The following is an 11,886-nucleotide window of genomic DNA, read 5'->3' on the forward strand; positions in this document are numbered from 1 at the left end:
GGTGCGAGACTCGGCAGAGAGACGACGGGACTGAAGTGCGAGGAGGGCCACGATGCTCACCACCCGTTATGTCACCGGCGCTCCGAACTGGATCGATCTCGGCACCCCCGACATCGACGGCGCCGCCTCCTTCTACGGCGGTCTCTTCGGCTGGCGCTTCCAGCCGGGCGGGCCCGAGGTCGGCGGCTACGGCCTCTTCCAGCTGGGCGGCAGAACCGTCGCCGGCGGTATGCGGACCACGCCGGAGCAGGGCCCGCCGTCCTGGACCGTGTACTTCCAGGCGCCGGACGCGGACGCCACGGCGAAGGCGGCCGAGCAGGCGCACGGCTCGGTGCTGGTGCAGCCGATGGACGTGCGGGATCTGGGCCGCATGGCGATTCTCGCCGACCGGGCCGGGGTGCCCTTCGGACTGTGGCAGCCGGGCCGCAACGAGGGCCTGGAGGTCGTCCGTGAGCCCGGTTCGCTGTGCTGGCTGGAGCTGTACACGGCGGACGTCCCGGCCGCGGCCGCCTTCTACCGCTCCGTGCTCGGCCTGGAGACGTACGGCGTCACCTTCCCCGGCGGCACCTACACCACCTTCAACCCGGCCGGGGAGGGCGAGAACGCCATGTTCGGCGGTGTCGTCCCGCTCTCCGACGACCCGGCCGAGGAGGAGGCGCACTGGCTGCCGTACTTCGAGGTCCCCGACACGGACACCACGGTCGCCCGGGCCCGGGAACTGGGCGGCACGGTCCGTATGCCCGCCACGGACCTGCCGGACGTGGGCCGCGTCGCCAGACTCACCGACCCCTACGGGGCCCGTTTCGCGGTGATCCGCAGCGAGCCGCCGGCGGCCTGAGGCCGCCCTAAGCGGAGGCCCGCCGTACCAGCGTCGTCGGCAGGACGACGCTGGACGGCGTGCCGGCGGCGCCCTCGCGCGAGCTGCCGCGGTCCAGGCCGCGCAGCAGCAGACGGGCCATCAGGCGTCCCATCTCCTCGATGTCCTGGCGGACCGTGGTGAGGGGCGGGTCGGCCTGTTCCGCCAGGGGCAGCATGTCGTCGAAGCCGATCACGGCCACGTCGTCGGGCACCCGGCGGCCGGACTCGCGCAGGACGCGCAGCGCGCCGGAGGCCGTCAGGTCGTTGGCGGCGAACACCGCGTCGACGTCCGGGCAGCGGTCGAGGAGTGCGCGCATGGCCCGCTCGCCTCCGGCGGGCGTGAAGTCGGCCTCGACGATCAGGCGCGGGTCGGCGTCCACCATGACGTCCCGGTAGCCGTCGAGCCGGTCCACCGCGGACGTCTGGTCGAGTGCGCCGGTGATGTGCGCGATCCGGGTGCGGCCGAGGCCGGCGAGATGGCGGACGGCGTCGCGGGCGCCGCCGCGGTTGTCGCTGTCGACGTACACCACGCCGCGCCGGTCACCGCTCCAGCCCGGCCGTCCGCCGAAGACCGTGGGGACACCGGCCCGCTGGACCAGCTCCGGCAGCGGGTCGTCGAGGTGCAGGGAGAAGACCAGGGCACCGTCCACATGCCCGCCCGCGAGGTACCGGCCGACCCGGGCGTGATCGTCCCGGCCCTCCGTGAGCAGCAGGACGAGCTGGTTGTCGTGGGCGGTGAGCTCCTTGCTGATGCCCCGCAGCTGCAGCGCGAAGAACGGGTCGGCGAACACCCGGGTCTCCGGTTCGGCGACGACGACCGCGACCGCGTCGTGCCGCCGGGTCACCAGGCTGCGGGCGGCCTGGTTGGGCACGTACCCGAGCTCCTCGACCGCTTTGCGGACCCGCTCGACGAGGACGTCCCTGACCCCGTCCCCGCCGTTGACCACACGGGAGACGGTGGCCCGCGAGACACCGGCCCGGGCGGCCACGGCCTCCAGGGTGGGACGCGGCGCTGTGTCGGTCACTTCGGGGCTCCTCACCTGCGGATGCGGATCAGGATAGCCCCGGGCGCGCGGCACGGTGAGAGCGCTCTCGCCCGCCTCGGGGAGCACCCGGCCCCAGGCGCCCGTCAGTGCTCGTGGCCGCCCCCCGGCGGTTGCTCCCCGTGCTCGTGCGGGTCGTACCCGGGAATCGTCCCGTCCGGCTTCTTCACCAGGAACAGTCCGACCATCCCCATGTCGGAGTGGCTCTGCACATGGCAGTGGTACATCCAGGCGCCCGCCCCGACCCCCTCCCCCGCGATCACCTGGAAGCCGAACGAGTCGGCCGGGCCGGTGATCTTGTTGTCGATGACCTGGCTGGGGTCGTCGGGGCCGGTCAGCATGCCCGTGCGGTTGTCCGCCCAGCGGTGACCGTGCATGTGGAACGTGTGGTAGAACTCGCCGTGCGTGATCACGACGAACTCGACCCGGTCACCCACCGTGGCCTCGAAGTCCGGTCCGGAGTGCGGCGGCCTGTTGTTGATGCGCATGTCGTTGAAGACGACGGTGTGCGTACGGTCGGGCAGGACGTCGCCCTTGCGGCGGACGATCACCGGGCCGTAGAGGCCCTTCTGGAGCCCCTGGGTGCCGTGCTCCGTGCCGACGACGTGGTCGTGGTAGTGCCAGTAGCCCGCGCTGCCCGCCCGCCAGGTGCCGTCCTTGCGGCGGCCCGGGGCGTGGGTGCGCCAGGTGTAGGTGCGGGTGCCGCCCGGTTCGACGTGACTGCGGTTCAGTTTCGTGCCGTCGCTGGTGATCTCGTAGTCCAGGCCGTGGACGTGCAGGCTCACCGCCACGTCCATGGTGTTCTCGAACTCGATGTGCAGCGTGTCGCCTTCGTTGAGCTCGATCAGCGGGCCCGGGATGCTCGCCTTGCCCTTCTCCAGGCCGTACCCCATCTGGCCGTCGGCGAGCTTCTCGGCGTACAGCTTGATGTGCTTCACCTCGCCTCCGGCGGGTGCCGTCTTGGCCGGTCCGTCGGCGCTCACTGCCTCCGGGGCGACGGACAACGATGTCGCGACGGCCGCGCCGCCCAGCAGCACGCGCCGGTTGAAGCTGCGTCTGTCCATGCGGAACTCCCCACCCTGGTAAGGCTTTTACGGAGGCGTACCTGTGATGAACCTGTGGAACGGTACCGGCCGTGCCCCCGTTTATCCACACTCAAGACAAAGTTGGAGCCATCCCGGTCATAGGTATTGGCGTGCCGCGCAAAGGGGTTTAGCTTCCTTGGCGGTGTTGCTGTGACCGAGGAGGTGCCCATGCACTTACGAGGGCTGAGCAAGAGAAGACGCGTCTGGGCGGCCTCCGTGGCCGCATCGGTGGTGACCGCCGGACTGCTGTCGGGGCCCGCCGCGAACGCGCGGCCCTATCCGGAACCCCCGCTGACAACGATGTCGATCAAGTCGCCGCCGGGCGGCGCGAACGTACGGGTGCTGATCTTCCACGGTTCCGCGGCGGCCGGGGAGGAGTCGCCGGTCGTGAACGCCGGGATCGAGGCCATCGAGAAGATCGGGCTGTCGGGCCCGGAGAATCGCCGCTTCAAGGTGCAGGCCACCGACGACGCCTCGGTGTTCACCGACGAGACGAGGCTCGGCCGCTTCAACGCGATCGTGTTCCTGACCGGCGGGGGCGACGTCCTCGACGCGGAGCAGGAGGCGGGTCTCGAGGCGTACATGGAGGCCGGCGGCGGATTCGTCGGCATCCATGACGCGGCCCGCGCGGAGCCGTACTCGGACTGGTTCACCGGACTGGTGGGTGCCCGTCCGGCCGCGTCGAGCCCCGCGGCCGTCCAGCGGGCGATCGTCGAGGTCGGCGACCGCCGGCACCCGGCGACCAAGGACCTGCCGGTGCAGTGGAAACGCCCGGACAAGTGGCTGAACTGGGTGAAGAACCCGTCGGGTGACGTCCACACGGTGGCCCGGGTCAGGGAGTCGACCTACCAGCCCGGGACCGGCTCCAACGGCTGGGACCATCCGGTGAGCTGGTGCCGGGACTACGACGGCGGCCGGTCCTTCTACACCGGTATGGGCGGCACGGTGTCGTCGTACGACGAGACCGACTTCCGGGACCATCTGCGCGGTGCGCTGATGTGGACGACCCGGCTGGAGCAGGCCGACTGCAAGGCGACGATCAACGCCAACTACACGGCGGAGCGGCTGACCAAGCCCAACCAGCCGGGGCAGAACGACCAGATCGGCGAGCCGCACGGGCTGGTCACCGCGCCCGACGGCCGGGTGTTCTACATCGGCCGGGGCGGCGCCGACTCCTCGCAGCCGGTGGTGACCGACTGGAACAACCCCGACATCGGCAAGGGCAAGGGCGAGATCCACGTCTACGACCCCAGGACCAAGCAGGTGACTTTGGCAGGAGCGCTCACCGTCTTCGGCAACAAGGGCGGCGGCGACGAACTGGTCAAGGTCGAGGAGGGACTGCTCGGCATCGAACTGGACCCCCGGTTCGAGCAGAACGGCTGGGTCTATCTGCACTACACGCCCCACTCGCAGATCAACCGTGACACACGGATGGCCGAGCGGCGCGTCTCCCGCTTCACGCTCGACCGGGCCACGAACAAGCTGGATCTTTCCAGCGAGAAGGTGCTGCTGAAGTGGCCGGTGCAGATCCACAGTTGCTGCCACTCGGGCGGCGGGCTGGCCTGGGACTCCAAGGGCAACCTGTACATCGCCACCGGTGACAACAACTCCAGCGGGTTCAGCGGCGGTTACTCGGGCAACAACCCGCAGCCCAACTACAAGGGCGTGTCCTTCGCCGACGCGCGGCGCACGGCCGGCAACACCAACAACCTCAACGGCAAGATCCTGCGCATCCACCCGGAGCCGGACGGGACGTACACGCTCCCCGAGGGCAACCTCTTCACCGGGAAGGAACCCGACGAGGGCGGCGGCAAGACGCGCGGCGAGATCTACGTGATGGGCGTACGGAACCCGGCACGTATCTTCGTCGACAAGTCGACCGACGTGCTGTACGCGGGCTGGGTCGGCCCGGACGCGAGCGCGCCCTCGACGACCTGGGGTCCGGCCAAGTACGACACGTTCGCCGCCATCACCAAGGCGAGCAACCGGGGCTGGCCGTACTGCATGGGCAACAAGCAGCCCTACCGGGACCGCAATCTGCCGGACCCCTCCAAGCCGCTGGGCTGGTACGACTGCGACCACCCGAAGAACGAGTCGCCGAACAACGACGGTCTGGTCAACCTGCCGCCGGTCACCGGCAACAACATCTGGTACTCGCCGCAGGGCGGCGCACCGGACTACCCGCGGGACGCGAACGGTGTCCCGTCGTACAAGCCGGAGGAGGCCACGTACCGGCTGCCCTGGCTGAAGGGCGGCGGGCAGGCCGCGATGAACGGGCCGGTCTACCGGTACGGCACGGTCGCGGCCGACAGCGCCGTGAAGTGGCCGGCGTACTGGGACGGCAAGTGGTTCGTCGGGGACTTCTACGACGCCGACCAGCCGCGCAACGCCGTGCTCATGGACCCGAAGACGCAAGGGGACGGTGGTCTGCCGGTGCACTCGGAGTCGCTGAAGAAGATCGTGCCGATCGGCAACGACGGCATCAAGAACCTCATGGACTGGAAGTTCGGCCCGGACGGCGCGCTGTACGTCCTCGACTACGGCCGCGGCTTCTTCACCTCGGACTCCAAGTCGGCCCTGTGGCGGGTCACCTACAAGGGCGGCGGGCCGACCCCGGCCGCCGGTCAGCTGGCGAGGGGGACCGAGTGACCCGGCACGCAAGGATCTGGGCCGCCGTACTGGCCGCCCTGCTCGTGATGCTCGGCCTGCAGGCGATGCCCGCGGCCGGGCAGCCGAAGGCGGAAGCCGCCGAGCAGGTGCTCACCTGGACGGCCGGCAACGACATCGACAAGTACCTCTCGGCGCCGAAGACGGCGGTCGCCGGCACCGCCACGATCGTGTTCGAGAACAGCGTGGCCACCGGCAACACCACGGGCATGCCGCACACGCTGACGTTCGTGACCAGCGATCCCGAGTTCAACAGCGATGTGCAGCTCAACATCATGGCCAACCCGAACGACGCCCAGGGCGGCAAGTACACCGCCCAGGTCACGCTCACACCCGGCCGGTACTTCTACCACTGCACGATCCCCGGTCACGGTCAGATGCAGGGCATCCTCGTGGTGACCGAGGGCACGGGCGAGGACACCACGGCGCCCGAGGCGACGGCGCGGGTGAGCGGCACACAGAACGCGCAGGGCCAGTACGTCGGTTCGGCGAGCGTGGCGCTGCAGGCCACCGACGGGGGCGGTTCCGGCGTCGAGAGGATCGAGTACGCGATCGGTGACACGGGTGCCTGGCAGCCGTACACCGCGCCGGTCGTCGTCGACCAGGTCGGCGACCACAAGGTCCGCTACCGCGCGTTCGACAAGGCGGGGAACGTCTCCGCCGAGAAGAGCACCGCGTTCACGGTCGTGGCGCCGCAGTCGGACGACACCACCGCGCCGGAGACCTCGGCGACCGTGACCGGTGAGCGCGACCCCGGCGGGGCGTACATCGCCATGGCGACGGTCACCGTCTCCGCCTCCGACACGGGCTCCGGGGTCAACACCATCGAGTACGCGGTGGGCTCCGGTTCCTGGCAGCCCTACACCGCTCCCGTGATGGTGCACGAGGTGGGTACGCACACCGTCCGCTACCGCGCCACCGACAAGGCGGGCAACGTGGCGGCCGAGAAGAGCGTGCAATTCACCGTCGTGGCGGCACCGCCGCAGGACACCACCCCGCCGGTGACGGGCGTGACCGTGGAGGGCACCAAGAACTCCGACGGCGCGTACGTCAACAGCGCCCGGGTGACCGTCACGGCGACCGACGAGCACGGCTCGGGCGTCGAGAAGACCGAGTACTCGCTGGACGGCGGGCCGTACCTGGCGTACACGGCCCCGGTGGTGGTCGACCGGGCGGGCGCGCACACCGTGGCGTACCGGGCGACCGACAAGGCGGGCAACACCTCGGCGGCACGCACCGTGACCTTCACGGTCGTCTCCGGGCAGGTGCCGGCGCCGAACTGCCCCGAGTACGACGAGCGGCTGACGGTGATCGTCGGAACGGTCGACTCGGGCGTGCGCAACCGGGTCACCGACAACCGCTGCCGGATCGGCGAGCTGATCGAGGACGAGAAGGAGTGGACGTCCCACGCGCTGTTCCTCAAGCACGTGACGTCCGTGCTGGACGAGTTGCTGAAGGACGGGGTGATCGACCAGCGGGAGTACAACGCCGTCCGCAAGGCGGCCAAGCAGTCCGGCATCGGCAAGCCGGGGCAGACCGAGGGCTATCGGACGCTCTTCGACGGCACCGCGGCCTCCTTCGGCAAGTGGCAGCAGGTGGGCGGTGGTTCGTTCGGGCTGAACCCCGACGGGACGATCACTTCCAGCACCACGACGCCCGGTATGGGCATGCTGTGGTTCCCGCAGCGCAAGTACGGCGACTTCTCGCTGAAGCTCCAGTGGCGGGACGACGCACCCGGCACCGGCAACGCCAACTCGGGCGTGTTCGTGCGCTTCCCCTGGGTCCACGACCACCCGGAGGAGTCACGGCCGGAGTGGGTCGCCATCAAGTACGGGCACGAGGTGCAGGTGCTCGACCGGCCCGACGGCGACATGTACAAGACGGGCTCGGTCTACGGGTTCGACCGGGTGGGTCTCGCCGGTGCCGGCGTGACGCAGAAGGGCACCTGGAACGACTACGAGATCCGTGTGGTCGGCCAGCACTACTCGGTGTACCGCAACGGTGTGCTGATCAACGAGTTCGACAACACCGGCGGTCAGGAGTTCACCCCGCCCCGCTCGGACGACCCGGGCACGGACGGGCGGCGGTTCGCCTCCGGTTACCTCGGGCTCCAGGTGCACTCCACCACGGATGTGGTGTCCTACCGGGACATCCGCATCAAGGAGTTGTAGGCCCCTCGGGCGCCTTCCTGGCCCTGCTCGGCTGCACCCGCCTCGGTTCTCCCGGCATCTTCGGATACTCGGGCGGGTACGGCAGGTCCCCGAGCCCGTGGTCGTGTTCGTCGCGGCGGGCGAGGTCGAGCAGGGACTCCAGGGAGTAGCGGTGGTCGTCCATGTCCGCGTGCACATCGCCGAGTTCGGCGAAGCGCGCGGGCATGGTCGCGAGGTCGAAGTCCCGGGGGTGCGCCACCCCGACCTCGTCCCAGCGCAGGGGCGCGGAGACCGGGGCGTGCGGGCGGGGCCGCACCGAGTAGGCGGAGGCGATCGTGCGGTCGCGCGCCGTCTGGTTGTAGTCCACGAAGATGCGCTTGCCCCGCTCCTCCTTCCACCACTTGATGGTGACCTGCTCCGGCATCCGCCGCTCCATCTCCCGCCCGACGGCGATGGCGGCGCGCCGGACCTGGGTGAAGGTCCAGCGCGGTTCGATGGGTACGAAGACGTGCAGGCCCCGGCCGCCCGAGGTCTTGGGGAAGCCGCGCAGTCCGCCGAACTCGTCGAGTACCGCCCGCAGTTCGTGAGCGGCGTGGACGGCGTCCTCGTAGTCCGTGCCGGGCTGCGGATCGAGGTCGATGCGGAGTTCGTCCGGGCGGTCGACGTCCCCGCGGCGCACCGGCCAGGGGTGGAAGGTGAGGGTGCCGAACTGGGCGGCCCACACCACCGCTCCGACCTCGGTCGGGCACATCTCGTCGGCGCTGCGGCCGCTGGGGAAGGTGATGTGCGCGGTCGGGATCCAGTCGGGCATGTTCTTCGGTGCCCGCTTCTGGAAGAAGTTCTCGCCGTTCACACCCTCGGGGTAGCGCTCCAGGGTGGTCGGGCGGTCGCGCAGGGCGCGCAGGATGCCGGGGCCGACGGCGATGTAGTAGCGGGCGAGGTCCAGCTTGGTGAAGCCGCGCTCGGGGAAGAACAGCTTGTCCGGGCTGGACAGCCGTACGGTCCGTCCGCCCACCTCCAGTTCCACCGCGTCACCCATGCGAGCCACGGTAGGCGCAGGGCGCGGGCCTCGCATGCGGAGCGTCGCCGGTGTCACGGGGAGCGCAGGCGGGTCGCGAGCAGGGTGACGTCGTCCTCGGTGGTGCCGTGCACGAGGCGGGTGACGAGGGCGTCGACGATGCTCTCCAGCGGGCCGTCGATGTCGAGGCGCAGATGGGTGAGGCGGCGCAGCGAGGAGTCGATGTCCCTTCGCCGGTCCTCGATCAGTCCGTCGGTGTACATGAGCAGCACCGTTCCGGGGCGCAGGGGCAGGGTCACCTCTTCGTAGCCGCCGAGGTCGGTCCCCAGGGGCGGGCCGGTCGGGACGTGTACGAGTTCCGCCGGGGCGTCGGGGTGCAGCAGCACGGGCGGCGGGTGCCCGGCGCCCGCGAAGGTGCAGGTGCCGTCATGGGGGTCGACGAGGGCGAGCAGGCAGGTGGCCACCCGGTCCAGCCCGATGCTCGCCAGCCGGTGGTCGGCCTCCTGGAGGATGCGTTCGGCGGGCGCGCCGGAGGCGGCCATGGTGCGCAGCAGGGAGCGGTACTGGCTCATGGCGACGGCGGCGGTGAATCCGTGCCCCATGACGTCGCCCATCACCTGGAGGGTGCGGCCGCAGGGCAGGGCCATCGAGTCGAACCAGTCCCCTCCGACGAGGGCGCGCTGCCCCGCCGGGAGGTAGCGGGAGGCCGTCTCGATGTCCGGGTGCGGGGTGCCGGGCTCGGACATCAGGGCGCGTTGGAGTTCCAGCGCCATGGTGTGTTCGAGTGTGTACTGGCGGGCGTTGTCGATGGAGACGGCCGCCCGGGCGGCGAGTTCCTGGGCCACGACCACGTCCTCGTCGGTGAAGGGTGCCGAGTCGCCGGCGCGGCACAGGTACAGGACCCCGACCGGGTGGTCGCGCGTCGGCAGGGGAACCACGACGACGGAGTGGATCCCTACTTCGCGGACCACTTCCACGTCGACGGGTGTGCGCAGCATCTTCAGCAGCACGTCGTCCGACGCGAGGTTCCCCACCCACGGGCGGCCTGTGTTCAGGCAACTCCGGACCGGCGAGTCGCGCGGGACGTCGAAGTAGTACCCGGTCCTGGCGGTGAGTCCGATGCGGGCGACGATGTCCGGGCCGCCCGCCGAGGCCATGACGCGCAGCCGGAGGACACCGGGGGCGGGGGGCGGCAGGTCGTCGGCCTCCTCCGTGTCCACGATCCGCACGGACGCCCGGTCCGCCAGGCTCGGCACCACGAAGTCGGCCAGCTCCGCACAGGTCTGTTCGACGCGGAGCGAGGTGCCCACCCGGGTGGCGGCGGTGTCCAGCAGCGCCAGGCGCTGGTGGGCCCGCTCGAGGTCGTCCATGTACTGGCGCAGTCCGCTGACCTCCACCGCGATGCCGCACAGGCCGAGCACCCGGTCGCCGTACTCCAGCCGGTGGTAGACCGCGCTCCACTGCCGCTGCCGGAACGGTGACGGGGCGTGGGTGGTGCCGGTGACGGACAGCGCCCGGGGGCGGCCGTCGCCGAGGATCATGCGCAGGATGTCCTCCGAGCGGTGGATGTGCGGCAGGACCTCGCCCATGGTCCGGCCGTGGAACGCGTCCGGTGGCACGCCGCTCATGCGGGCCATGGCGTCGTTCACGTACCGGAAGCGCAGCCGTTCGTCCACGATGGCCACGGCGGCGGCGGTGCCGTCCAGGACGTCGCGGAGGATCTTGTACTCGCGGGCCTGTTCGACGGCCTCGGCCGGGGCGTCGGCCAGCATGGACAGCAGCGCGTCCTCGGCGCCGGAGAAAAGCGTCTTCAGCGGAGAGTGGTCGTAGCCCACGCGGATCCTCCTCGTCCGCCCCCTGATCAGAGCACGCCACGTTCCAGTGTGTGGTGGGCGACCGGCATCCGCATCCTCGGGTGATTCCGCCCTGACCTGGCCTTTCGCCCGGGTGCTCGACAGGCGGTCCGCGATGGCCGCTCTTAGAGTCGGAGCATGGACCTGCCGGTGATGCCCCCTGTGCTGCCGATGCTCGCCAAGTCCGTGGCGGCGATCCCGTCGGGTATGCAGTACGAGGCGAAGTGGGACGGGTTCCGGGCGATCGTGTTCCGTGACGGGGACGAGGTGGAGCTCGGAAGCCGGACCGGGAAACCTCTGACCAGGTATTTCCCCGAGCTGGTGGCGGCCGTGCGGGAGCGGTTGCCGCAGCGGTGCGTGGTGGACGGGGAGATCGTGATCGCGCGGGAGGGGCACCTGGACTTCGACGCGCTGACGGAGCGGATCCACCCGGCGGACTCGCGGGTGCGGACGCTGGCCGAGCGGACACCGGCCTCGCTGGTCGTCTTCGATCTGCTGGCGCTGGGGGACGAGTCGCTGATGGACGTGGCGCTGACCGAGCGGCGGGAGGTGCTGACCAGGGAGTTGTCCGGGGTGACGGCGCCGGTGCACCTGGCGCCGGCGACCACCGACATCGACGTGGCACGTCAGTGGTTCGAGGAGTTCGAGGGGGCGGGGCTGGACGGTGTCATCGCCAAGCCCCTGACGGTGCGCTACCGCCCGGACCAGCGCGCCATGTTCAAGATCAAGCACGAGCGTACGGCGGACGTCGTCGTCGCCGGGTACCGCCTGCACAAGAGCGGCCCCGTGGTCGGCTCGCTGCTGCTCGGCCTGTACGACGACCGGGGCGCCCTCCAGCACGTGGGCGTGTCGGCCGCCTTCACGATGAAGCGGCGCGCCGAGCTGGTGGAGGAGCTGGAGCCGCTGCGGATGGACGACGTCCAGGGCCATCCGTGGGCGGCCTGGTCCGACGAGGCCGCGCACGAGAAGGCGCGGCTGCCCGGGGCGCCGAGCCGCTGGTCGGGCCGTAAGGACCTGTCGTGGGTGCCGCTCAGGCCGGAGCGGGTGGTCGAGGTGGCGTACGACCACATGGAGAACGGGCAGCGCTTCCGGCACACTGCCCGTTTCCGCCGCTGGCGTCCGGACCGGACCCCCGAGAGCTGCACCTACGCGCAGCTCGAGGAGCCGGTCCGCTACGACCTGACGGAGATTCTCGGCGTCTGAGAGCGGCTC

8 protein-coding genes are annotated in these 11,886 nt (G+C 70.6%); 4 read left to right on the plus strand and 4 right to left on the minus strand.

Features of this window, described 5'->3' with window-relative positions; genetic code table 11:
* The first annotated feature begins 52 nt into the window (after positions 1 to 52).
* Positions 53 to 838, plus strand: a complete 786-nt coding sequence (locus tag ABZ016_RS08305) for a VOC family protein (protein WP_356915738.1) — start codon at positions 53 to 55, stop codon at positions 836 to 838.
* A 7-nt stretch (positions 839 to 845) separates the two neighbouring features.
* Here the strand turns inward: ABZ016_RS08305 and ABZ016_RS08310 are convergent, their stop codons facing one another.
* Together ABZ016_RS08310 and ABZ016_RS08315 are read right to left on the minus strand one after the other, a co-directional pair.
* On the minus strand, positions 846 to 1,883 hold the full coding sequence (locus ABZ016_RS08310; protein ID WP_356915739.1) for a LacI family DNA-binding transcriptional regulator: 1,038 nt from the start codon (positions 1,881 to 1,883) through the stop codon (positions 846 to 848).
* 104 nt (positions 1,884 to 1,987) lie between these two features.
* A complete protein-coding gene (locus ABZ016_RS08315; RefSeq protein ID WP_356915740.1) occupies positions 1,988 to 2,965 on the minus strand; it encodes a multicopper oxidase domain-containing protein in 978 nt (325 codons plus the stop codon).
* 189 nt (positions 2,966 to 3,154) lie between these two features.
* On the opposite strand from ABZ016_RS08315, the gene ABZ016_RS08320 reads away from it, so the two are divergent.
* Positions 3,155 to 5,635, plus strand: coding sequence for a ThuA domain-containing protein (locus ABZ016_RS08320; RefSeq protein ID WP_356915741.1), 2,481 nt, complete (start codon positions 3,155 to 3,157; stop codon positions 5,633 to 5,635).
* Positions 5,636 to 5,682: 47 nt separating this feature from the next.
* A complete protein-coding gene (locus ABZ016_RS08325) occupies positions 5,683 to 7,824 on the plus strand; it encodes a family 16 glycoside hydrolase (protein WP_356915940.1) in 2,142 nt (713 codons plus the stop codon).
* Here the strand turns inward: ABZ016_RS08325 and ligD are convergent.
* Together ligD and ABZ016_RS08335 are read right to left on the minus strand one after the other, a co-directional pair.
* Positions 7,811 to 8,842: a non-homologous end-joining DNA ligase gene (gene ligD, locus ABZ016_RS08330; protein WP_356915742.1), complete on the minus strand. Its 1,032-nt coding sequence runs from the start codon at positions 8,840 to 8,842 to the stop codon at positions 7,811 to 7,813. The two genes, ABZ016_RS08325 and ligD, sit on opposite strands and share 14 nt — an antisense overlap.
* Positions 8,843 to 8,895: 53 nt before the next feature.
* The gene (locus ABZ016_RS08335; RefSeq protein ID WP_356915743.1) at positions 8,896 to 10,656 is read right to left on the minus strand and encodes a SpoIIE family protein phosphatase; all 1,761 of its coding nucleotides are present in this window, start codon (positions 10,654 to 10,656) and stop codon (positions 8,896 to 8,898) included.
* 156 nt (positions 10,657 to 10,812) lie between these two features.
* On the opposite strand from ABZ016_RS08335, the gene ABZ016_RS08340 reads away from it, so the two are divergent.
* Positions 10,813 to 11,877 carry an ATP-dependent DNA ligase gene (locus ABZ016_RS08340; RefSeq protein ID WP_356915744.1) on the plus strand — a complete coding sequence of 355 codons (1,065 nt, stop codon included), beginning with the start codon at positions 10,813 to 10,815 and terminating at the stop codon, positions 11,875 to 11,877.
* Positions 11,878 to 11,886: the final 9 nt, after the last annotated feature.

This window comes from Streptomyces sp. NPDC006372, assembly GCF_040612515.1.
Classification (GTDB): domain Bacteria; phylum Actinomycetota; class Actinomycetes; order Streptomycetales; family Streptomycetaceae; genus Streptomyces.

Bases quoted from the DNA above. Each gene is read 5' to 3' on its own strand.
- ABZ016_RS08340 (WP_356915744.1), top strand. From the start codon at position 10,813: ATGGACCTGCCGGTGATGCCCCCTGTGCTGCCGATGCTCGCCAAGTCC.
- ABZ016_RS08325 (WP_356915940.1), top strand. From the start codon at position 5,683: ATGCTCGGCCTGCAGGCGATGCCCGCGGCCGGGCAGCCGAAGGCGGAA.
- ligD (WP_356915742.1), bottom strand. From the start codon at position 8,842: ATGGGTGACGCGGTGGAACTGGAGGTGGGCGGACGGACCGTACGGCTG.
- ABZ016_RS08320 (WP_356915741.1), top strand. From the start codon at position 3,155: ATGCACTTACGAGGGCTGAGCAAGAGAAGACGCGTCTGGGCGGCCTCC.
- ABZ016_RS08305 (WP_356915738.1), top strand. From the start codon at position 53: ATGCTCACCACCCGTTATGTCACCGGCGCTCCGAACTGGATCGATCTC.
- ABZ016_RS08315 (WP_356915740.1), bottom strand. From the start codon at position 2,965: ATGGACAGACGCAGCTTCAACCGGCGCGTGCTGCTGGGCGGCGCGGCC.